We start from the raw sequence: 21,471 nt of genomic DNA on the forward strand, positions 1-21,471 counted from the left end.
ACTGACCAACGGCTTGGATGGCATTGTGATAAAGGTCCCAGGCTGGCCCATAATGGCTTTCCCAACAAGCTACGGATTGTGCAGGTTATTGCTTTTTTGCAGTAAGCGGGTTAAGGATGCCCGCAATCACCTGCCGGGCAAAGCCACCATCACCACTTTATGGAAACCTGTAGTTTAGATTGTTCTTTCCCGGATTGGCCCAAACCGGAAGAATGCGCGAATTCAGGCCGATCCGCAATCTTGTCAACTAGGAGCCTGTCGGGTTTAGGTGCCCGTAGCGAGCAAGGTGGGAGAGCGAGAACAAATTTTCACGATTTTGAGGCGCATAGTTGGCCTACGCAACGAAAAATCGGGGCCAATGTTTAAAACAATTCTGAGCCGTTCTTCCCACCGACGCAGTAGGAGCATCCTAAATCCGACAGGCTCCTAGTACACGCCCACACCGACATTGAAAAAAACGGGCCAAACCCCAATAATAGCCGGTTCTTACGGAAACCCCAGGCCGCTTGGCTCCCTGGCCCTGCTCACACCACGAGTACCGCTGCGTCATGAACAAAACCGACCACAAATCCCCCCTGGCCGAGGTCCTTTCCCGCGTCAGCCGTTCCTTTGTTGCCGCTGGGATATTCAGCTTTTTCATCAACTTGCTGATGCTGACCCCGCCGCTGTACATGCTCCAGCTGTACGACCGGGTGCTGACCAGCCGGAGTGAATCGACCCTGGTGATGCTGACCCTGGTGGTGGTGTTTCTGTTTATCAGCATGGCCATGCTGGAGTTCATCCGCTCGCGGGTGCTGATCCGGGTGGGCAGCCAGATCGAGGAGTCGCTCAATCAGCGCCTGTTCGATGCCTCGATGAAGCTGAGCCTGATGAACCCCGGCCAGGGCGGCTCCCAGCCGTTGCGGGACCTGACCACCCTGCGCCAGTACATGACCGGCAACGGCCTGTTCGCCTTCTTTGACAGCCCCTGGCTGCCGATTTATCTGGCCATTCTCTACCTGTTCCACCCCTATTACGGCATCTTTGCCACCCTGGCCGCGGTTGTTTTGGTGTCCCTGGCCTTTGTCAACGAGTGGCGCACCAAGAAGCTGCTGGCGGCGGCCAATGGGGAGAGTATCAAATCCTTCAACCGCGCCGCCAGTACCCAGCGCAATGCCGAGGTGGTACACGCCATGGGTATGCAGGACAACCTGCGCGGGCGCTGGCTGGAGGGGCACAACAAGTTCCTCGGCCTGCAGACCCAGGCCAGCGACCGGGCCAGCGTGTGGAGCAACGTGAGTAAGTCCATCCGCCTGACCTCGCAGTCGCTGATGCTGGGGCTGGGTGCCTATCTGGTGATCGAGATGGAGCTGACGCCGGGCATGATGATCGCCGGTTCCATCCTCATGGGCCGCGCCCTGGCCCCGCTGGATTTGCTGATCGGCAGCTGGAAGGGCTTTTCCGATGCCCGTTCGGCCTACGACCGGCTGAACAAGCTGCTGGAGCAGATCCCGGACGAGAAGGACCGCATGAGCCTGCCCGCGCCCCAGGGCCATCTGCTGGTGAAGGGGGTGATGGCCATGCCGCCGGCCAGCCAGAACGTGGTGCTCAGCGGGGTGGGCTTTGACCTGCCGGCCGGTGAGACCCTGGGCATCATCGGCCCCAGCGCGGCGGGCAAGTCGAGCCTGGCGCGGGTGATCCTGGGCCTGTGGCCGATCCGGGCCGGTGAGGTACGCCTGGACGGGGCCGATGTGACCCAGTGGAACCGCAATGAGCTGGGGCCTTACATCGGCTATCTGCCGCAGGATATCGAGCTGTTCGATGGCAGCATCTCGGAGAACATCGCCCGCTTTGGCGAGATCGACCCCGAGCAGGTGGTCAACGCGGCGAAGATGGCCGGGGTGCATGAGATGATACTGCAACTGCCGGAGGGCTACGATACAGTAATCGGCATGGCCGGGGGTGCCCTGTCCGGTGGCCAGCGCCAGCGCGTGGGCCTGGCCCGGGCCATCTATGGCCATCCTCGGCTGGTGGTGCTGGACGAGCCCAACTCCAACCTGGACGAGAACGGCGAGCGCGCCCTGACCGCGGCCATCAAGTCCCTGAAGGAGCGTAAGGTAACCGTCATCCTCATCACCCACCGCACCAGTATCATCGATGTGGTGGACCGGCTGCTGGTGCTGCAGAACGGTCAGGGGGTGATGTACGGCCCCAAGCAGGAGGTGTTGCAGAAGCTGGCCGCCGCTACCCAGGCCAAGCAGCCGCCGGCCCTGACCGCCTGATTGCCCGATTTCTACTTAGGATTGAACGCCTCCATGTCACAAGCCCCGAAAGATACCGAGACCCCCCTGGCCAAGCCCGCCGAGGGTGAGACCCAGATCCAGCCGCACAGCGCCAGGCCGCAGCCCGAGCCCGAGGCTGACGAGTTTGCCAATACCGGCGCGCCGGACTCCAACGACCGCAAGTACCGCCGCTTTGGCAACCTGGTGCTGCTGGTGATGCTGGGCGGCCTGGCCGCCTGGTCGGTCACCGCGCCGATCGACAGCGCCGTGCTGGCCACCGGCCAGGTCAAGGTGGAATCCAACCGCAAGACGGTGCAGCACCTGGAGGGCGGCCTGGTCAGCGAGATCGCCGTCAGCGATGGGGATTACGTGGACAAGGGCCAGCTGCTGCTGAAGCTGGACGACGTACAATCCCGGGTGCAGCTGGACATAGTCCGCTGGCAGTTCTACAACGAGCAGACCAAGCTGGCCCGCCTGCAGGCGGAGCGGGATGGATTGGACAAAATCGAATTCCCCGAGGTGGCCGACCAGGACTTCGATCAGTCGGAACTGGACGACCTGCGCCAGCAGGAGACGCGCCTGTTCGACTTCCGCCAGAGGTCCATGCAGGGCGAGATCGACGTACTGGAGAACCGCATCGAACAGCTCGGCCAGCAGATCGAGGGCCTGGAGGCTGTGTCCCGCATCAAACAGGACCGTATCGTGCTGTCCAGCGATGAGATCGCCGAGTGGCAGAGCCTGTATGACCGCCAGCTGGCGGACAAGCAGCAGCTGCGCCAGATCGAGCACCAGAAGCTGTCCCTTGAGGGCGAGGTGGCCCAGCACAAGGCCGACATCGCCCGCCTGAAGATCCAGATCGGCGAGGCCAAGTCGCAGATCCTGCTGCTCAAACAGCAGTTTCTCACCGATGTGCTGGCCCAGCTGCGCGAGAGCCTGGCCGCCCTGGCGGACTTCCGCGTGCGCATGATCTCGCTCAGCGACCGGGTCGAGCGCACCACCATCACGGCACCGGACAGCGGCCTGGTGGTGGGCATGGACATACATACCCTGGGCGCGGTGATCTCACCCGGCACGCCGATCATGCACATAGTGCCCCAGTCGCAGAAGTTCGTGGTGGACGCCCGCATCGAGACCACGGACATCGACCGGGTGTTTCCCAAGCAACCGGCGGATATCCGCTTTTCCGCCTTTGACATGACCGATACGCCGGTGATCGAGGGCGAGGTGCAGCGGGTCTCCGCCGATAGCCTGGTGGACGAACACAGCGGCGTGCCGTACTATGAGGTCAAGGTGCTGGTCACCGGAACAGGCATGCAACAGATGCAGGAATACAACCTGGAACTCATGTCCGGCATGCCCGCCGAGGTGATGATCAAGGCCGGGGCCCGTACCTTCGCCCAGTACCTGGTTCAACCCATCAGCAACATGTTTGCCCGCGCCTTCAAAGAGGAGTAAGCCATGTCCTTTCTGAGCGCGCCCCTGCGCCGCCCCCTGCTGCTTTGCTGCCTGTGCCTGCTGCCCGGCCTGGGGCAGGCCCAGGTCGGTCTGGCCGACGCCTTCCTGCTATCGCTGGACAACGATGCCCGCCTCTCCGCCGCCCGGCAGCGTAACCGAGCTACCGCCGAGGGCATAGACCAGGCCAGGGCGCAGATGCTGCCCAACATGGGCCTGTCCGCCAGCTATACCTCGGCGGACTACGAGCAGCGCGGGGTGGAAACACCCATCGAGAGCAGCAACATCAATCTCAACATCAGCCAGCCGGTATTCGACAAGCGACTGTTCTCCAGCTACGAACGGGCCAAGCTGAGCAAGGGCTCGGCCGATATCGAGCTGGAGGGCGAGCGCCAATCCCTGGCCCTGGGGGTGGCCGAGGCCTATCTGGCGATCCTGCTGGCAGACAGGCAGCTGGCCCTGTATCAGGCCGAGACCAAGCGCTACAAACAGGAGGCGGTGAAGGTATCCGCCGCCCTGGAACTGGGCCTGGCGAGCAAGGCCGATCTGCTCGACGCCAAGGCACGCAACGAGGAGGTCATGTCCCAGGTGACCAGCGCCCAGCGCCAGCTGGAACAGCAGCGCCTGGCCCTGCAACGACGGGTGGGCAGGCTGTTCAGCACCCAGGAACTCAAGACCCTGCCGGAATTCACCTACCGGCCGCCGGTGTTCGATGCCGAGGACTGGGTGGAGCGGGTGGCACGGCAAAACGTGAATGCCCGCCTGGCCGGTAGCGAGGTGCGGGTGGCCGACAGCAGCGTCAAGGTGGAGCGTGCCGACCACTTCCCCAAGCTCAGCCTGCAGGCGCGGGTAAGTGATTCGTCCAACGATGATTACTCCATCCAAAGCGGGCCGGACGCCCGTATCACCCTGGCCCTGGAAGTGCCTATCTACCGAGGCGGCTACACCAACTCACGGGTGCGCCAGGCCCTGGCGGAGAAGAATCAGGCCAGCGAGCGCCTGCGCGATGCCCACGAGCAGGCCCTGCTGGAGGCCCAGCAGGTGCTGCTGACCCTGGACTCCGGACGGGCCCGGATCCGTTTCCTGCGCTCGGCGGTCAAGGCCCGGCAAAGCTCCCTGGAAGCGGCCGAAGAATCGCGCAAGCTTGGGCTCAAGGACCTGGTCTATGTGCTGGACGCCCAGGCCAACCTGTACCAGACCCGGCGCGAACTCAATACCGCCATCCACGAACACCTGCTCAACCGCGCCTATCTCTACTCCCTGGCCGGCGAACTGAGCGAAGAGACCCTGGCACAGCTGGATCGCCTGCTGGTGAAGTGACATTAGCCGTCAGCTGTCAGCCATCAGCGGCCAGCTATGTGGCGTGTTGGGTGTGCTGACCTGATCTGCTCCCCCTCTCCCCAACCCCTCTCCCCAAAGGGGCGAGGGGCTTAACTTAGGCTGACAGCTGGCAGCTGATGGCTGGCAGCTTCAAATCGGAGACCCCCATGGCCAACTACAGCGTAATTTCCAAAGAACAACATGCCGACAAGGGCTGGCGGCGCTATTCCAGCTACGCCTTTGCCGCCGGTGACAACCTGGCACCCCTGGTGATGCAGGAGCTGCCACGGGCGGCGATGACCCTGCCCATTGGCTTCATCCAGGTAGAGGAGCACTTTGTGCCGGTGGCGGTGCAGGGTCTGGCCCAGGGCAAGAACCTGTTCGTTGCCGCCGATGGCCGCTGGCTGGCGGGCTACATCCCCGCCGCCTACCGCGCCTACCCGTTCAAGCTGGCGCGTACCGAAACCGATCAGCAGGTGCTGTGCATCGATGAAGACAGTGGCCTGATCTGCGCCCAGGGCGAGGGCGAGGCCTTTTTCGACGCCGAGGGCAAGGCCAGCCAGGCGGTAAGCGATGTGCTGAACTTCATCAGCCAGGTGGAGGCCAACCGCCAGGCCACCCAGACCCTGTGCGACCGGCTGGCCGAGCAGGGGTTGTTTCAGCCCTGGCCGATCAAGATCAAGCTGGCCGAGGGCGAACGCGATATCGGCGGCCTGTTCCGCATCGACGAGGCCCGGCTCAATAGCCTGGAGCCTGAGCAGTTCGAGGCCGTGCGCAAGGCCGGTGGTCTGCCCCTGATCTACTGCCAGCTGCTGTCCATGCAGCACCTGGCTATCCTCGGCAAACTGGCCGAGGCCCACGCCAAGGCCAGCCAGCCCCTGCCCCAGACCGCGCAAGGCGAGCTGGATCTGGAGTTTCTCAACCAGAGCGACACCATCAACTTCAGTGGGCTATGAATCGGAGGACAGAGGACAGAGACGGGAGACGGTTGTTGCTCTTGAACCAATTTAACCGAAGGGAGTTTGATGGGTAGAGAATTGGCCTCCCCCTTTGCAAAAGGGGGATTTGACGCTCTTTCCTTGGAGATGAGCCTGGGTGAGTAGTTGGATTTATCGAATATTTATCGCTCAAGCCGATTTATGCCCTGCGCCCTCTGCGTCCTGCCTTTTCCCCTCCGGCTTGTTCAGCCCTGGTCTTTTGTGGCGCTCTGTTCCAGGCGTTGCAGGATCTCGCGGGTAACTGACGTGGCCGGGCGTTTCTCCGTAATGATGGTGATGTCCGCCAGCTCGCGGTACAGGGGGTCACGCTGCTGGAACAGGGTCCTGAGCCGTGCCTGCGGGTCCGGCGTCTGTAGCAGGGGCCGGTTCTTGTCGTGGCGGGTGCGCTCGAACTGCTGCTCCGGGGTGCAGTAGAGATACACCACCCGGCCCCGGCCACTGAGGTGACGGCGGTTGTCGGCATCCAGCACCACGCCGCCGCCGGTGGCCAGCACCACCCCCTCCCGCCGACTGAGTTCCTCGATCATGTCACGCTCGCGCTGGCGAAAACCGGCCTCCCCCTCAAACTCGAAGATGGTGGGTATGTCCACCCCGGTTCGGTGCTGCAACTCGTGGTCGCTATCGACAAACTGCATGCCCAAGCGGGCGGCCAGCTGTCGGCCTATGGTGGTCTTGCCGGCACCCATGGGGCCGATAAGAAAGAGGTTTTGCTGTTTCACGCTACTGTTACTCGCTGTAAGGGGTCAGTGTACTGCCCCTCGGCCTAAACCGGAACGGCCGGAATCAAAGAAGGACGCAAAGAAGCGCGCAGACCGCAGAATTGAATCCATGAACCTAAAAAGAACATTTGGCCACAGAGCCACAGAGCACACAGAGAAAAAATCAATGAGTTAGAAAGCGAACATTCAACACCTTCTAGGTGAGTCTGGTCTGATGTGTAACTCTTTGAAACAACTCTGTGATCTCGGCTCTGGCTCCAGGCTTCGCTCTACCTCCTCCGTCCCTGGAGTCGTCGGCTCTGGCTCCAGGCTTCGCTCTACCTCCTCCGTCGGGCCTACAGGGAGGTAGGTCATGCCAAACCGATGACTGGATCATCGGTGGCCCTGGAGTCGTCTGTGTCTCTGTGGCTTAACTGAGGAATATAGGATGAAGTGCCGATTATCGCAGATCAAACAGCCCGGTTTCAGCTAATGAGCGCATTTCAAGGAATCAGCTGTCGAAGCGCTGCCCTGAGCCTGCCCCAAAACAAACCGCTCGCTGAGCGAAGCCGAAGCACAAAAAAGGGGCGCCGCAGCGCCCCAAACCTATTGCTATAGGCTTTTATTATCAGCCGAAGCTGTCATGCACTATGTTTTTGTACCAGGAATAGGCGTACTGCACCTCACGGGCGCGCATGGCGTCTGTGGTCTTGCCGTAGGGCGGGGTGAGGCCACCGGCTCCCTGCACGCCTGAGATCTTGCCGTCGGCATAGCGGTACACGGCGGCTACCGAGATACCGTCATCGGGGGCGATGATGGAGTAGCAGGTGTTGACATAGGCCGGGTCCGGGGCCTCCTGGCCGTTGAGCAGGGCCACCACGGCGGCGGCGCAGACCTTGCCCTGGGAGTTGGCGGAGTAGCCGGACTTGGACATGGGTGAGGCGATGGAGGCATCACCAATGACATGCACGCCGGCCTTGACGCTGGACTCAAAGGTCTTCTGGTTGACCGGGCACCAGCCCTTGTCGTTGGCCAGGCCTGAGTCCAGCGCGATCTTGCCGGCCTTCTGCGGCGGGATCAGGTTGAGCACATCGGCCTTGATTTCGTCAAAGGCGGTGGTCACGGTCTTGTTGGCCGCATTGATGGCGGTGACCTTGTTGTCATCGGCCCCCTCCGGGGTGCCACGCCACTCGATCATGTCGCCGTAGTGCTTCTTCCAACCGGCGGTGAACAGGCCCATCTTGGAGAACTTGGCCTTGGGGTCGAGGATGATGATCTTCGATTTGGGCTTGTGGTTCTTCAGATAGAGGGCCATCTGCGCGGCGCGCTCATAGGGCCCTGGCGGGCAGCGGAAGGGGTTGGGCGGGGCGACCATGACGACCACGCCGCCGTCTTTCATGTCCACCAGCTGCTTGCGCAGCAGGGCGGTCTGCGGTCCGGCCTTCCAGGCGTGGGGCACGGGGCCTTCGGAGGCCTCCTTGCTGTAGCCCTCATAGGCATCGTACATCAGGCTGATACCGGGGGAGACCACGCAGCGGTCGAAGGGGAAGTTGCCCTGATCGGTAACCACCTGCTTTTTATCGGCATCTACCTTGCTGGCCATGGCCTTGACCACCTTGATACCGTGCTTCTTCAGGCCATCGTAGCTGACGCTGATCTGTTCCATGGTGCGCACGCCGGCCAGTACCTCGTTGCTCAGGTAGCAGGTGTGGTAGATCGGATTGGGTTCGATCAGGGTAACCTCTATGCTGGGGTCTGCCATGCGGATGTATTTGGCGGCGGTGGCACCGCCGGTGCCGCCACCAACGACCACGACCTTTTTCGCCGCGCCGCCTATGGCGAAGGGGCTGAAACCCATAGTGGCGGCCGCCGCAGTGGCGCCACCGGTCAATTTGATAAAGTCTCTACGACTGAAATTACTCATTATCTCCCCCTTATTTCTGGCTGGCGTAGAAGTGCAGTAGCTGCTCTGCGGCACCCTTTCCGGCCCGTTTTTGCATCTTTTCTACCTGACGCTTCATCTTCTTCGGCATCTCACGCGCACCGCTCATGAAGTCCTCCATGGCATAGACCATGTAAGGCGTCCACTGACCGGCCAGGATGCCGCCATCCTCGGCCGAACGGCCGCCGTCTTCGTGGCACTTTTCGCAATAGCGCTCATGCACCTTGCCTCCCTTGTCCGCCAGGGCGGGGTCAAAGGGCTGATCGGCCGGTTGGAACTTCTGCCCGGCGAAGTATTCCGCCATGGCGGCAATTTCATCCTCGCTGTAGCCCTTGGCCAGACGCCCCATGATGGTGGAGGGACGGGAGTCGTCCTTGTAGGTGGTCATGGCATCGATGAATACCTCGGTATCCATGCCGGCAATGGTCGGGCTGGCCGGGCCCACACTGTTGCCGTTGGTGCCGTGACAGCCGGCACAGGTGTTGCCCAGCATGGCACCGCTGGGAGCGGCAAAGGTGGCGCCGCTCAACGCCAGACTGCACGCCAGCAGCGTGCCCTTGAGTTTCAATTTCTGCATCAGAGATCCTCCGCTTGGTTTTATTGACGCATTTATGGGCGGGATAACCTCCCGCAACTTATCATCCCATCCCTGTGGAAATCCTCTGATCGCTGCGCGCCATATCCCCCGGGTGATTGCCAGGGTCGGGGAACGATCAGTTAAATCTGTAGCCTCAGCCCTTGCTGCCATCCGTTGCCGCAGGCTCCGGCTCGGGTTCCGGCTCGTAGGGCATGTAGTGGGCCACGCCCTTGTGGCAATCGATACAGGTCTCGCCCGCCTCCATGCCCCTGGGGTGCTTGCGCCGGGCGGAGCGCCCCTGGGCGCTCAGGTCCATGTTCTCGAAGGCGTGGCAGCTGCGGCACTCGCGGGAGTCGTTGGCCTTCATCCGGTCCCAGACGGCATTGGCCATGTCCCAGCGGTGCGCCTCGTATTTCTCGGAGGTATCCACCGTGCCCATGATTTCATGATAGACATCCTTGGCCGCCAGCAGCTTGGCCTTGACCTTGGGGAAGAAGGCCTTGGGTACATGGCAATCGGCACAGGTGGCCTGCACGCCGGAGGCGCTCTTGAAATGGGCGGTTTCCTGATATTCCTCCAGATTCACCTTCATCGAGTGACAGGAGGTGCAGAATTCCATCTGGTTGGTGACGGCGAAAAAGCCGTTCACCCCGGCCAGGGAGACCATGCCGAAGACAAAGATGGCCACGGCAAAGATGAACTTGGCGGATAGGAGAAACTTCATGGCGCTGATATCACCCTGAGTGTTCCCGTTTGCCCACCCTGAGGGCGGCGCTGAACGGTCAGTTGTATGGTCATGATCTACCGGTGTGGGCAAAAGCCCGCCCTGCTCACCGGGCATCTAAGAGTAAAGGAACAAGAAGGATTTGAAAAGGGTTATTAGTGGATAATCGCTGTATTCACTGGCATTAGAGGGCAGGCATTTTGGTATATTACTTTATTTTGTTATTATGTTTTTAGCATATTAGAATGTTCTTGTTTAATGATTTTCTGTCCGTGGGTTTGCGCCGCTCGAAAGCGCGGGGCCACAGCCGCCGTTCACTTCGGCTTCGCTCAGTGAACGGTTACACTCAGGTATTTACGGTTGAGCCTATAAACCCTGGATGTAACCATTCTCCTGATTACCCACAAATCCCGGCCAATCGAATAGGCCGGCCCGTGGCCGCCGAGCACCCACTAGGGGCAGGCTTCATTGCCGTGGCTTGGCGGCGGACGCGGCCCGACCTATGCCAAAGGGGATTGAAGAAATCCCCCCTGCCCCCCTTTTGTAAAGGGGGGAGAAATATGAAGAAATCCCCCCTAGCCCCCCTTTTGTAAAGTGGAGAGAAATATTGAGAGGGATTGAGGGAATCCCCCCCCAGCCCCCCTTTTGTAAAGGGGGGAGAAATATTGAGGGAATCCCCCCTGCCCCCCTATTTGTAAAGGGGGGAGAAATATGAAGGAATCCCCCCTGCCCCCCTTTCGTAAAGGGGGGAGAGATTGAAGGGCGAGTAGTTACTGAAAATCCGCATAAATCTGTAAAATCCGTGGTTCAACTGCTCTTTCCAGGTTGAGGAGACATGCAATGGCGTGGTGGGGAAAACTGGTGGGCAGTGCCTTTGGGCTGCTGGTGGCCGGGCCGTTGGGGGCCTTGCTGGGCGCGGCTTTGGGGCATCGCTTTGACAAGGGGCTGGCCCATCTGGGGCAGGAGCCGGAATTGCTGGAGGGCGACAAGGAGCGGGTGCAGATGGCCTTCTTCACCGCCACCTTCTCGGTGATGGGCGCGGTGGCCAAGTCCGATGGCCATGTCACCCGCGAGGAGATCGCCCTGGCCGAGTCGGTGATCCGCGACATGGAGCTGAACCCCAGCCAGCGCGAGATCGCCATCCGCCTGTTCAATGAGGGCAAATCGGCCGACTTCCCCCTCGACGAGGTGATCGAGCAGCTGCGCCGGGAATGTCGGCGGCGCAAGAACCTGCTGCGCATGTTTATCGAGATCCAGCTGCAAGGGGCCTATGCCGATGGTGCCCTGCATCCCGCCGAGGAGGCCCTGCTGCTACGCCTGTGCCGCCAGCTGGGCCTGTCTGAGCTGAGCTTTCGCCTGCTGCGCCAGCGCATGGAGGCGGAGCGCCGCTTCAGTGGCAGCACGGGGCGCGGCCAGCGGGCGCGCTCGGGGCCACGGCTGGAGGCGGCCTACCAGCTGCTGGGCCTGACCCGCCAGGCCAGCGAGGCCGAGATCAAACGCGCCTACCGCCGCCTGATGAGCCAGCACCACCCGGACAAGCTGGTCTCCAAGGGCCTGCCCGAGGAGATGATCAAGGTGGCCGAGCAGAAGACCATAGAGATCAAGCAGGCCTATGAGCAGATCAAGGCGGCAAGGGGCCTAGGCTGACCGCTGGCCGCCACTGACCCCTTGCGCCAGCCTGCCCAATGGCGTAGATTCGCCGCCTCTTTTGTGTCAGGTGCCCCCGCCGAGGGGGTGAAACGGGAAGCCGGTCTGAGTCCGGCGCTGCCCCCGCAACGGTAGATGAGTGATCCTGGCCCGGACCTTGAACGTCCAACCCAGGACCAGGGATGCCAACGGCCACTGTCTGGACCCCGTGCAAGCGGGCCTGATGGGAAGGCGGCATCTCGACGGCCCGCTCATGAGCCCGGAGACCGGCCTGGCATATCACCCCGGAAAGGCGTACGGGTGGTGCGCCGGAGATTGCCATGAAAACCCCTCTGCTTGGGCTGGCCGCCTGCTGCGCCCTGCCCCTGCTCGCCGTTGCCGAGACCGACGAGGTCATCATCACCGCCTCACGCCTGGCCGAGACCGCCGATGCCAGCCTGGCCTCGGTCAGCGTCATCGACCGCACCGAGATCGAGCGCCGTCAGGCCCAGTCTCTGCCGGACCTGCTCGCCGGCCTGGCCGGGGTCGGCCTGGCCAATCAGGGCGGGCGCGGCAAGCTCTCCTCGCTGTTTGTGCGCGGCACCGAGTCGAATCACCTGCTGGTGCTGATCGACGGGGTCAAGGTCGGCAGCGCCAGCTCCGGCACCAGCGCCATCGAGCTGTTGCCGCTGGCGCAGATCGAGCGCATCGAGCTGGTGCGCGGGCCGCGCTCTGGCCTGTACGGCTCCGAGGCCATCGGCGGGGTGCTGCAGATCTTCACCCGCAGCGGCGCGGCCCCAAGCGGCCCCAGCCTGGGCCTGACCCTGGGCAGCGACAACCACCGCAAGGCCGATATCCAACTGGCCGGCGGCGACCAGCGGGCCTGGTACAGCCTGGGCCTGAGCGGCGAGGCCAGCGACGGCTTCAACGCCTGCACCGGCGACCCCCTGAGCTTTGCCGGTTGCGCCACCCTGGAGCCGGATGACGATGGCTTCGACAGCCTGTCCGGCCACCTGAGCGGCGGCTGGAGGCTCGCCAACGGGGCCGAGCTGCGCCTGAACTGGCTGCGCGCCGAGGGCGAGAGTGAATTCGACGGCAGCTATCAGAACCGCTCCGAGTATCGCCAGGAGGTGTTGGGCGGCCAGCTGGACCTGCCCCTGAACGGGCGCTGGCGCATGGAGTTCCGGGCCGGGCGCAGCATCGATGAGGGCGACTTCTTTAAGGAGCAGACCCCAAGGGGCCGCTTCCGAACCACCCGCGACAGCCTCTCCTGGCTGAATCATGTGCAGCTGAACGGGCAGCAACAGCTCAGCCTGGGGCTGGATTACCAGCGCGACCAACTGGCCAGTGATACCGCCTACAGCCGCAATACGCGGGACAACCGGGGCGGGTTTGGCCAGTATCTGGGGCAATTCGGCCGCCATAGCCTGCAACTGGCCCTGCGCCGGGACGACAACCAGCAGTTCGGCCAGCAAGACAGCGGCAGCCTGGCCTGGGGCTACGACCTGACCGATGGGCTGAGGCTGACAACCGCCTACGGCAGCGCCTTTGTCGCCCCCAGCTTCAACGACCTGTACTGGCCGGCCGACCCGGTCTGGGGCGGTGGCGGCAACCCCGATCTGGGCCCGGAGACCGCCCGCTCCCTGGAGCTGGGCCTGAGCGGTGAGCTGGCCAGGGGCGATTGGTCGATCAACCTCTACCGGACCCGGATCGAGGATCTGATTGCCTACGATTTTGCCAGCGGCGGCATGGTCAATCTGTCCCAGGCCCGCATCAGCGGGGTTGAGCTGAGCCTGCGCCAGCAACTGGCCGACTGGCGGCTGGCGGGCAACCTGACCTTGCAGGACCCGGAGGACAGGTCCGGCGGGCCCAACCAGGGCAATCAGCTCAATCGCCGCGCCCGCCAAATGCTGTCTGTCGATCTGGATCGGGACCTGGGCCGCTATAGCCTGGGTGCCAGCCTCCATGCCGAGGGCCGTCGCTATGATGACCTGGCCAACAGCCGCGAACTGGACGGCTACGGCCGGGTCGATCTGCGCGCCGGTTACCGCTTCAGCCGACGCCTGCGCTTGCAGGCCCGGCTGGAAAACCTGCTGGATGCCGATTATGAAACCGCCAGCTTCTACAACCAGCCCGGCCGCAGCCTGCTGCTCAGTCTAAGCTACCGACCGGAATGGTAAGGGCCATCGGGGGAGGCGGCCGCCGCTGGCGGCTTTGCTGGCTGCTGGCCGCAATCGGCTGGCTGCTGGTCGAGCCGACCCTGGCCGCGCCCCAGCGCTGGATCAGCCTGTCGCCGCACATCACCGAGCTGGTGTTTGCCGCCGGGGCCGGGGATTGGCTGGTGGGCGTGGCCGAGCACAGCGACTACCCGCCCGCCGCCCGCGCCATCCCCAGGGTGGGCGGCCACGGCGGCCTGGACTATGAGCGCATCCTCGCCCTGCGCCCCGACCTGGTGCTGGCCTGGCCCAGCGGCACCGGCAGCCGGGTGATGGAAAGGCTTAGAGCGCTGGGACTGAAGCTGGAGACCTCGGAGCCCCATAGCCTGAGCGCCATCGCCGATGACCTGGAGCGCATCGGCCAGCTCGGCCCGGACCCCGCCATCGCCCGCCAACGGGCAGAGCAACTGCGGCAGCGGATCATCCGCCTGCAACGCAGACACCACCTGCTGCGGCCGGTGCGGGTGTTCTATCAGATCTGGGATCGACCCCTGATGAGCATCAATGGCGAGCATATTCTGAACCAGGCAATTGAACTCTGCGGCGGCCTGAACCCCTTTGCCGAGCTGACCACCCTGACCCCGCATCTGTCACGGGAGGCGGTACTGCTGAGCCAGCCGGAGCTGGTACTGCTGCCTGTGGCCGAGGAACTGGCGCAACGCTGGCAGGCCGACTGGCAGCGCCTGCCCGCCAGCGCTGATTGGCAGTTCGCCCAGCTCGCCCCGGACCTGTTGCAGCGCCCCACCCCGCGCATGCTCGACGGGGTGGAACAGCTGTGCCGGGCGCTGGAGCGGGTGCGTTAGCGGGTCTGACCTCAGGGCCCTATACCCTTGTAGCTGCCCGGCTCATCCGGCTTTAGGTGGCGATTCAACCAGCCGACAATGCGCAGCAGCAGCATCTGCTCCCGATTGTAGAACTCATGATCGGCACCTATGATGCTCACCTGCCGATAGTTACGGTTGCCGCCGTAGCGCGCCGTCTTGCGTCGCAGCCGCTTGCTGGCCAGTACCGCCGGGCTGTCGCGCTGGCCCATCAGGTCGAGCAGGGGTAGCTGGATCTTGCGCAGCTGCTCCTTGCCGGCCTGATCCGCCTCATCCAGGGCCATGCCGATCAGCACCAGGCCACGGGCGCTGGCCGGTTGATTGCCGGCCAGGGCGGCCAGGGCCATGCGCGCCCCCAGGCCGTGGCCGATCAGCACCGTCTGCTTGATATTACGCTTGGCGTAATAATCGCCTGCCGCCTGGATGCGCGGCAGGGCCTGGGTGATCAGCCCCTGGCGCTCGAATTGCGGGGCACCCTCGCTGGCCAGGGGCAGTTGCAGGGAGAGGGTCTCCCAGCCGTGCCGGGTCAGGCCGATGCGCAGGTGCTGGATCACCCCCAGGCGGTCGGCATGGCCGTTCCAGTCGTGCAGCAGGATCACCCCACCCTTGATTTCCTGGCTGTCGGCCTCCTCGTGCAGGGCCAGAAACTCCCACTGACCGGCCTTGAGGCGCAGCGCCTGGCCAAAGCTCAGGTAGCGCTCTATGTCCGCGCTGATACGCTGTTCCCGGGCCAGGTCCGCCGCCGTCAGCAGGGCCGGGCCGCAGCAGAACAGACAAAGCAGCAGGAATCTGGGGGCTTGGATCAATCGATAAACCACGGATTACACCGATTATCGTAGATTAAATGTTTTATTTTCATAGGGTTAAAATAATTTAGCGCATTGCCGTGAAACACAGACTTGCAACCTAAACCATACCCATCCGTCATTCCGGCATGGACCGCCGGAATCCAGTCGCCAGGGAGGGCAAGGCCTGTTCATTGCGAAGGCTGCCATCCTTGGTACGGGCTTCCCGCCACTCCTTGGCGGGAATGACGAGGGAATAGGCCCTTACTGTGAAACATCCGTGGCAACTCACGAGTCCCGAGTCCCCAGTCCCGAGTCCCGGAGCCGCCAAGAGATGTTTCATGTTCCGGGGTATCGCTGTCCGCTCCATGTCCGTTAGTTTGCAACTTCATTAACTCTTTGCCTTCTTTTCGATCCGTTTTTGCATCCGGCTTCGCCGGGTTAGGATCACTGGAATTTTCATCGAATTCGGGTAGAGTGGCCGATTCTGAATTTTTTCTCAACGCCCTGGCCGGGCAATCCCTCGCCCGGCCAGGGCCTCAAGCACAGCCTAACAGGAGACCCCAGATGGCCCGTCAGCCCGATAAACTCGCCCCTTCCATCCTCTCTGCCGACTTCGCCAAGCTGGGCGAAGAGGTGGACCTGGTGCTCGCCTCCGGCGCCGAGATCGTCCACTTCGACGTCATGGACAACCACTATGTGCCCAACCTGACCATAGGCCCGCTGGTGTGCGAGGCCCTGCGCAAGCACGGCGTCAGCGCCGAGATCGACGTGCACATGATGGTCAAGCCGGTGGATCGCATCATCCCCGACTTCGCCAAGGCCGGTGCCAGCTACATCACCTTCCACCCGGAGGCCTCTGAGCACATCGACCGATCCCTGTCCCTGGTGCGCGAGCAGGGCTGCAAGTCCGGCCTGGTGTTCAACCCGGCCACGCCCCTGAGCTACCTCGACTATGTGCTGGATAAAGTCGATATGATCCTGCTGATGTCGGTCAACCCTGGCTTCGGCGGCCAGAGTTTCATCCCGGCCACCCTGGACAAGCTGCGCGCCTGCCGCAAGCTGATCGATGACTCAGGCTTTGACATTCGCCTGGAGATCGACGGCGGCGTCAAGGTCGATAACATCGCCGAGATCAAGGCCGCCGGTGCCGACACCTTCGTCGCCGGCTCGGGCATCTTCGGCTTCCCCGGCGAAAACGACCCCAACCGCTACGACAGCATTGTCGCCAAGATGAAAGCGGAACTGGCTAAAGTATAGTTTCTGGGACGCAGAGCTCGCAGAGAAGCGCAGAGAACGCAGAGGTCACCATGGATGAAAACCTTCTGACAGATCAGATCATCGGCGCGGCTATAGAAGTACACAAAAGCCTTGGGCCAGGGCTGCTGGAATCCAGTTACCAGCAGTGCCTGGCCCGAGAATTTGATCTGCGGCAGATTGCCTATCAGAGGGAAAAGCCTCTACAGGTCAGCTATAAGGGCATTCTGATCGAACAAGCCTACCGATCAGATTTTGTCGTAGGTGAACGGGTCATTGTCGAAATCAAGGCTGTCGATTGCATCGAACCGGTACATCGTGCCCAAGTGCTGACCTACTTGAAATGGTCGACTCTGAAGCTCGGTCTGCTACTGAATTTCAATGTACGGCTGATGAAATCGGGCATTCACCGCATTGTGAATAAACTCTAAAGACCTCTGCGGTCTCTGCGCTTCTCTGCGCACTCTGCGTCCTAAAGGATCAAACATGACCTTCAACAAACCTGAGATGATCCTCATTGATGTGGACGGCACCCTGGTGGACTCGGTGCCCGACCTGGCCTTTTGCGTCGATGAGTTGATGCGCCACCTGGGCCGTGCGCCCCATGGCGAGGCGCTGGTGCGCAACTGGGTGGGCAATGGCGTCGAGCGATTGTGTCGGCGGGCGCTGATTGGCCAACTCGATGGCGAACCCAGTGAGGCGGACTTTGCCCGCGCCTACCCGGTATTTCTTGAGCTTTACGCGGAGAACACCTGCAAGCGTTCGTGCCTCTACCCTGGGGTGCGCGAGGGCCTGGATTATCTGAAGGCCGCCGGTTACAAGCTCGGCTGCGTCACCAACAAGGCGGCCCAGTTCACCCTGCCGCTGCTGCGCGAGCTGGGGGTGCATGATGACTTTCAGATCATCGTCGCCGGTGACAGCCTGGCGCAGAAAAAGCCCGACCCGGCACCCCTGCTGCACGCTGCTGCCACCCTGGGTGCCGCCCCCGAACGCTCGCTGATGGTGGGTGACTCGCAAAGCGACGTCAAGGCCGCCCGCGCCGCCGGTTTCCAGATCATCTGCATGAGCTACGGCTACAACCACGGCGAAGACATCCGCAACTACCACCCAGACGCCGTCATCGACAGCCTGACCGAGCTGCATGGCCTGCTGGAATCGAGCTAAAGAGGGACGCAGAGGGCGTGAAGAAGCGCAGAGATCGCAGAGTTGAACAAGTTGTAGCTGGAAACTCAGCGATGTCTGCGCCATTAATCATCGCAGTTAAGACGAATAGGGCAAAAAGCGCAGAAGAGGCAGCGTTTTTAAAAATAATCTCTCTGCGCCCTCTGCGCTTCTTTGCGCCCTCTGCGTCCTAAACATCCACTGCGTCCTGAAATGCCATGCCCCACGACAGTACCTACCCGCAGATACCCGGCTACCGCATTGAGGCCTTGATTGCCGAGGGCGGCATGGCGCGGGTGTATCGCGCCCTGCAGGAGTCCCTGCAGCGGCCGGTGGCGCTGAAGTTGATGCAGGCCGCAGCGGACCCCAGCGACAACCGCCGTTTTCTTGAAGAGGCCCGCACCGTGGCCGCCCTGCGCCACCCCGGCATTGTCACCGTGTTTGACATCGGCAGCGCCGGGGATCAGCACTTCATCTCCATGGAGCTGGTGGAGGGGGGTGATCTGGAATCGCGCATCGGCAAGGGCATGGCCGAGGATCAGGCGCTGCGGATCGTCCGCCAGCTGGCCGAGGCCCTGGGCCATGTCCATGCCCAGGGCGTGGTGCATCGCGACATCAAGCCCGCCAACATCCTGTTTCGCGACGACAACGGCCCATTGCTCAGCGATTTCGGCATCGCCAAGCAGCTTAAGCTGGACCTCAAACTGACCCAGGCCGATCTGGCCCTGGGCAGCCCCTATTATCTCAGCCCGGAGCAGGCCCAGGGCAAGAAGATCGATGGCCGCAGTGATATCTATAGCCTGGGCATAGTCCTGTACGAGATGCTCAGCGGCAAGCTGCCCTTCCGGGGCAAAGAGGCGATGGACACCATCCTCATGCACCTCAACCAACCGCTGCCGCCGCTGAAGAAATCCCTGGCCCACCTGCAGCCCCTGCTGGAGCGGATGACCGCCAAGCAGCCCAGGCAGCGCTATGCCAACGCGGCCCAGCTGCTACAGGCCCTGGATGAACTGGCCCGCCAACCGCCCAAGCAGGGGCCAGCCAGGCCCGAACCAGCGGCCAAAAAGGCCCGCGTGCCCAAGCCCAGTGCCCCGCCGCAGGGGCCGCAGCCACCCCGCAACGCCCAGATCCCAGGCCAATCCCTGCGCCCCTGGTTGATCGGCGGCCTGCTGCTGGGTCTGTTTCTGCTATTCGATGGACCGGACTGGGTATTGCGCCAAGGCGGCCTGATCGGCCCCAGCGCACCCCGGCAGGCCGATGGGCTGGCCATTCGCTGGCGTGATCAGGAACAGGCGCAGCTGCGCCAGCTGTTGCAGGCCGGCCGCCAGGCCCTGGCCGAGGACCGCCTGAGCCTGCCTGCGGGCAACAGCGCGCGCGACCACTTTCGGCAGGCCCTGCAACTGCGCCCCGGCCACCCCGAGGCCCTGGCCGGGCTTGCGGCCATCGCCCAACGCTACCTGCAGCTGGCGCAGCAGGCCCGTCAGAGAGGCCAACAGGAGCAGGCCACCCGCTACATCCAACGCGGCCTGGCCCTGCAACCAGACCACCCAGAACTACGCGGGCTGGCACTTGAGATGCGGCAATAAGGGTATGCTTAGGGTGAACCTATATTCCTCAGTTAAGCCACAGAGACACAGAGATCACAGAGTTGTTTCAATGAGTGTAAGTACTCAGGCCATTAGGCCTCTCACCCCTTTGACATATTTCCTGTTCCGGGGTGTCGCTGCTCGCCCCATGCTCGTTAAAATGTATCCAGTCCACCACCCCCAGCCCACCAACCCGAGAGGTTCAGATGATCGAAATCAAACACCGTCACAGCGGAGAAGTCCTGGCCAGTTGGGCGGGCGATAGCCTGGCCAATGCCGATCTGCGTGCCATGGACCTGGCCGGCGCGGACCTGAGCGGCCAGGATCTGTGCTGCGCCCAGCTGCAGAACGTGGACCTGGAGGGGGCCGACCTGCGCGGTGCCAATCTGGGGCGGGCCAACCTGATGAATGCCTACCTGGCGCGCGCCGATCTGACCAGGGCCGACCTGACCAGCGCCCGGCTGGGCCATGACCACCGCGCCAAGGCGGCCAACCTGGCCGGGGCCGATCTGACCGGGGCCAATCTCGGCCGTGCCGATCTGCGCAAGGTCGATCTGCGCAACTGCAACCTGCAAGGGGCCGATCTGTCCCATGCCGACCTGCGCGATGCCGATCTGCAGGGCAGCAACATGCACGGCTGCAGGGCGGTCTTTGCCCTGTTCATCCGCGCCAACATGCAGGAGGTGCAGCTGGAGCAGGCCGACCTGCGCAACAGCCACCTCAACAGCGCCGATCTGCATCAGGCCAATCTGCGCCACAGCAATCTCGGCAGCAGCCAGGCAGAGGGCTTCACCGTGCTCAACCTGGCCAACCTGAAACGGGCCGATCTGAGCGGTGCCAACCTGGCCAACGCCTCCGCCGAGGATGCCGATTTCAGCAAGGCCAAGCTGGTCGATGTGGATCTGAGCCATGCCGTGATCAGCGGTGCCATCCTCGATCGCTGCGATGTCAGCGGGGCCAATTTCGATGGCGTGGAGCTGGCCACGGTATCCATGGACTTCGCCAACTTCTCCCAGGCGCAAAACGCCAACATCCCCTCCTACAAGGAAAACCTGCGCTGAGCGGCACCCCTCCCAAGGCCCTGCTGCGCAAGGTGGGCCGCGCCGTTGCCGATTTCGGCATGATCCGCGAAGGCGACCGCATCCTGCTCGGCGTGTCCGGCGGCAAGGACTCCCTAAGCCTGTTGCAGGTGCTCCGGCATCTACAGGGCTATGCCCCGGTGCGTTTCGAGCTGGGGGTACTCACCGTGGACCCCGAGGTGGAGGGCTTTGACCCCCAGGCCCTGAAGGACTACTACGACGGGCTGGGCCTGAGCTGGCACTACGAGCGGCAGCCGATCCTGGAACAGGCGCGGCGACACATGGACGGTGACTCCTTCTGCTCCTACTGCTCGCGCATGAAGCGCGGCATCATGTACAACTGCTGCCGCCAGCAGGGCTACAACGTGCTGGCCCTGGCCCAGCACCTGGACGACCTGGCGGAGAGCTTTCTCATGTCGGCCTTCCACGGTGGCCAGCTGCGCACCATGAAGGCCCACTACCGCAATCAGGACGGCGATATCCGCATCATCCGCCCCCTGGTCTATGTGCGCGAGACCCAGACCGCCGCCTTCGCCCAGGCCGCCGGGCTGCCGGTGATCGCCGACTCCTGCCCGGCCTGCTTCAGCGCCCCCACCCAGCGCGAACACATGAAGCGGCTACTGGCGGCAGAGGAGAGGCGCAACAGGCAGCTGTTCGCCAGCCTGCGCCAGGCCATGCGGGGGCTGATGATGGAACCGGGGCAAGAGGATTTGCTGCGCCCGGACTAGGAGCCTGTCGGGTTTAGGTGCCCGAAGCGAGCAAGGTGGGAGAGCGAGAACAAATTTTCACGATTTTGAGGCGCATAGTTGGTCTAGGCAACGAAAATCGGGGCCAATGTTCAAAACAATTCTGGGCCGTTCTTCCCACCGGCGCAGTAGGAGCATCCTAAATCCGACAGGCTCCTAGACTGGGGATTCAGACCCACTGGGAGCATTGCCTAATTATTCTAGCCAAATCAATAGGATAGA

At 62.7% G+C, this 21,471-nt stretch carries 18 protein-coding genes and 1 riboswitch; of the genes, 13 read left to right on the top strand and 5 right to left on the bottom strand.

The genetic code is table 11. The features are described from left to right. The first annotated feature begins 548 nt into the window (after positions 1 to 548). The 4 genes from D5125_05625 to D5125_05640 all read left to right on the top strand — a co-directional run bounded on the left by D5125_05625 (position 549) and on the right by D5125_05640 (position 5,989). Complete coding sequence (locus D5125_05625) at positions 549 to 2,261, top strand: type I secretion system permease/ATPase (GenBank protein QFY88996.1); 1,713 nt, start codon at positions 549 to 551, stop codon at positions 2,259 to 2,261. 33 nt (positions 2,262 to 2,294) lie between these two features. After that, positions 2,295 to 3,716 (top strand): HlyD family type I secretion periplasmic adaptor subunit, encoded by a 1,422-nt coding sequence (locus D5125_05630; GenBank protein ID QFY88997.1) that lies wholly within the window; start codon positions 2,295 to 2,297, stop codon positions 3,714 to 3,716. A 3-nt stretch (positions 3,717 to 3,719) separates the two neighbouring features. Continuing rightward, positions 3,720 to 5,033 (top strand): TolC family outer membrane protein, encoded by a 1,314-nt coding sequence (locus tag D5125_05635; protein QFY88998.1) that lies wholly within the window; start codon positions 3,720 to 3,722, stop codon positions 5,031 to 5,033. Positions 5,034 to 5,200: 167 nt separating this feature from the next. Beyond that, entirely contained in the window at positions 5,201 to 5,989 is a 789-nt protein-coding gene (locus D5125_05640; GenBank protein QFY88999.2) for a SapC family protein, read from the top strand. A 227-nt stretch (positions 5,990 to 6,216) separates the two neighbouring features. Here the strand turns inward: D5125_05640 and aroK are convergent, their stop codons facing one another. The 4 genes from aroK to D5125_05660 all read right to left on the bottom strand — a co-directional run bounded on the left by aroK (position 6,217) and on the right by D5125_05660 (position 9,972). Then, positions 6,217 to 6,717 carry a shikimate kinase AroK gene (gene aroK, locus D5125_05645; GenBank protein ID QFY89000.1) on the bottom strand — a complete coding sequence of 167 codons (501 nt, stop codon included), beginning with the start codon at positions 6,715 to 6,717 and terminating at the stop codon, positions 6,217 to 6,219. 640 nt (positions 6,718 to 7,357) lie between these two features. After that, complete coding sequence (locus D5125_05650) at positions 7,358 to 8,653, bottom strand: FAD-dependent oxidoreductase (protein QFY89001.1); 1,296 nt, start codon at positions 8,651 to 8,653, stop codon at positions 7,358 to 7,360. A gap of 10 nt (positions 8,654 to 8,663) precedes the next feature. Further along, entirely contained in the window at positions 8,664 to 9,248 is a 585-nt protein-coding gene (locus D5125_05655) for a c-type cytochrome (protein ID QFY89002.1), read from the bottom strand. Positions 9,249 to 9,402: 154 nt separating this feature from the next. Next, positions 9,403 to 9,972, bottom strand: coding sequence for a NapC/NirT family cytochrome c (locus D5125_05660; GenBank protein ID QFY89003.1), 570 nt, complete (start codon positions 9,970 to 9,972; stop codon positions 9,403 to 9,405). A gap of 840 nt (positions 9,973 to 10,812) precedes the next feature. Here D5125_05660 and djlA point away from each other — a divergent pair. The 3 genes from djlA (at position 10,813) to D5125_05675 (ending at position 14,617) form a co-directional block, all read left to right on the top strand. Further along, complete coding sequence (gene djlA / locus D5125_05665; protein QFY89004.1) at positions 10,813 to 11,619, top strand: co-chaperone DjlA; 807 nt, start codon at positions 10,813 to 10,815, stop codon at positions 11,617 to 11,619. A 51-nt stretch (positions 11,620 to 11,670) separates the two neighbouring features. Then, positions 11,671 to 11,909: riboswitch (cobalamin riboswitch) on the top strand. A 30-nt stretch (positions 11,910 to 11,939) separates the two neighbouring features. After that, positions 11,940 to 13,778, top strand: a complete 1,839-nt coding sequence (gene btuB, locus D5125_05670; GenBank protein ID QFY89005.1) for a TonB-dependent vitamin B12 receptor — start codon at positions 11,940 to 11,942, stop codon at positions 13,776 to 13,778. Beyond that, a complete protein-coding gene (locus D5125_05675) occupies positions 13,772 to 14,617 on the top strand; it encodes a cobalamin-binding protein (GenBank protein ID QFY89006.1) in 846 nt (281 codons plus the stop codon). The genes btuB and D5125_05675 overlap by 7 nt, the downstream gene beginning before the upstream one ends. A gap of 11 nt (positions 14,618 to 14,628) precedes the next feature. On the opposite strand, the gene D5125_05680 is transcribed toward D5125_05675, so the two are convergent. Further along, positions 14,629 to 15,441: a DUF3530 family protein gene (locus D5125_05680; protein ID QFY89007.2), complete on the bottom strand. Its 813-nt coding sequence runs from the start codon at positions 15,439 to 15,441 to the stop codon at positions 14,629 to 14,631. Positions 15,442 to 15,987: 546 nt separating this feature from the next. On the opposite strand from D5125_05680, the gene rpe reads away from it, so the two are divergent. From rpe to D5125_05710, 6 genes are all read left to right on the top strand, one after another. After that, complete coding sequence (rpe, locus tag D5125_05685; GenBank protein ID QFY89008.1) at positions 15,988 to 16,680, top strand: ribulose-phosphate 3-epimerase; 693 nt, start codon at positions 15,988 to 15,990, stop codon at positions 16,678 to 16,680. A gap of 50 nt (positions 16,681 to 16,730) precedes the next feature. Further along, the gene (locus tag D5125_05690) at positions 16,731 to 17,108 is read left to right on the top strand and encodes a GxxExxY protein (GenBank protein ID QFY89009.1); all 378 of its coding nucleotides are present in this window, start codon (positions 16,731 to 16,733) and stop codon (positions 17,106 to 17,108) included. 55 nt (positions 17,109 to 17,163) lie between these two features. Then, positions 17,164 to 17,841: a phosphoglycolate phosphatase gene (locus D5125_05695; protein ID QFY89010.1), complete on the top strand. Its 678-nt coding sequence runs from the start codon at positions 17,164 to 17,166 to the stop codon at positions 17,839 to 17,841. A 215-nt stretch (positions 17,842 to 18,056) separates the two neighbouring features. After that, positions 18,057 to 19,424, top strand: coding sequence for a protein kinase (locus D5125_05700; protein QFY89011.1), 1,368 nt, complete (start codon positions 18,057 to 18,059; stop codon positions 19,422 to 19,424). Between the two features lie 206 nt (positions 19,425 to 19,630). Then, a complete protein-coding gene (locus D5125_05705; GenBank protein ID QFY89012.1) occupies positions 19,631 to 20,485 on the top strand; it encodes a pentapeptide repeat-containing protein in 855 nt (284 codons plus the stop codon). A 59-nt stretch (positions 20,486 to 20,544) separates the two neighbouring features. Further along, positions 20,545 to 21,231 carry a tRNA 2-thiocytidine biosynthesis protein TtcA gene (locus D5125_05710; GenBank protein QFY89013.1) on the top strand — a complete coding sequence of 229 codons (687 nt, stop codon included), beginning with the start codon at positions 20,545 to 20,547 and terminating at the stop codon, positions 21,229 to 21,231. Positions 21,232 to 21,471: the final 240 nt, after the last annotated feature.

The organism is gamma proteobacterium SS-5, assembly GCA_009497875.2.
Lineage (GTDB): Bacteria > Pseudomonadota > Gammaproteobacteria > Chromatiales > Chromatiaceae > Magnetovirga > Magnetovirga frankeli.

Coding starts and splice junctions, on each gene's coding strand:
- D5125_05625 (QFY88996.1), top strand. CDS start 549: ATGAACAAAACCGACCACAAATCCCCCCTGGCCGAGGTCCTTTCCCGC.
- D5125_05630 (QFY88997.1), top strand. CDS start 2,295: ATGTCACAAGCCCCGAAAGATACCGAGACCCCCCTGGCCAAGCCCGCC.
- D5125_05635 (QFY88998.1), top strand. CDS start 3,720: ATGTCCTTTCTGAGCGCGCCCCTGCGCCGCCCCCTGCTGCTTTGCTGC.
- D5125_05640 (QFY88999.2), top strand. CDS start 5,201: ATGGCCAACTACAGCGTAATTTCCAAAGAACAACATGCCGACAAGGGC.
- aroK (QFY89000.1), bottom strand. CDS start 6,717: ATGGGTGCCGGCAAGACCACCATAGGCCGACAGCTGGCCGCCCGCTTG.
- D5125_05650 (QFY89001.1), bottom strand. CDS start 8,653: ATGAGTAATTTCAGTCGTAGAGACTTTATCAAATTGACCGGTGGCGCC.
- D5125_05655 (QFY89002.1), bottom strand. CDS start 9,248: ATGCAGAAATTGAAACTCAAGGGCACGCTGCTGGCGTGCAGTCTGGCG.
- D5125_05660 (QFY89003.1), bottom strand. CDS start 9,972: ATGAAGTTTCTCCTATCCGCCAAGTTCATCTTTGCCGTGGCCATCTTT.
- djlA (QFY89004.1), top strand. CDS start 10,813: ATGGCGTGGTGGGGAAAACTGGTGGGCAGTGCCTTTGGGCTGCTGGTG.
- btuB (QFY89005.1), top strand. CDS start 11,940: ATGAAAACCCCTCTGCTTGGGCTGGCCGCCTGCTGCGCCCTGCCCCTG.
- D5125_05675 (QFY89006.1), top strand. CDS start 13,772: ATGGTAAGGGCCATCGGGGGAGGCGGCCGCCGCTGGCGGCTTTGCTGG.
- rpe (QFY89008.1), top strand. CDS start 15,988: ATGGCCCGTCAGCCCGATAAACTCGCCCCTTCCATCCTCTCTGCCGAC.
- D5125_05690 (QFY89009.1), top strand. CDS start 16,731: ATGGATGAAAACCTTCTGACAGATCAGATCATCGGCGCGGCTATAGAA.
- D5125_05695 (QFY89010.1), top strand. CDS start 17,164: ATGACCTTCAACAAACCTGAGATGATCCTCATTGATGTGGACGGCACC.
- D5125_05700 (QFY89011.1), top strand. CDS start 18,057: ATGCCCCACGACAGTACCTACCCGCAGATACCCGGCTACCGCATTGAG.
- D5125_05705 (QFY89012.1), top strand. CDS start 19,631: ATGATCGAAATCAAACACCGTCACAGCGGAGAAGTCCTGGCCAGTTGG.
- D5125_05710 (QFY89013.1), top strand. CDS start 20,545: ATGATCCGCGAAGGCGACCGCATCCTGCTCGGCGTGTCCGGCGGCAAG.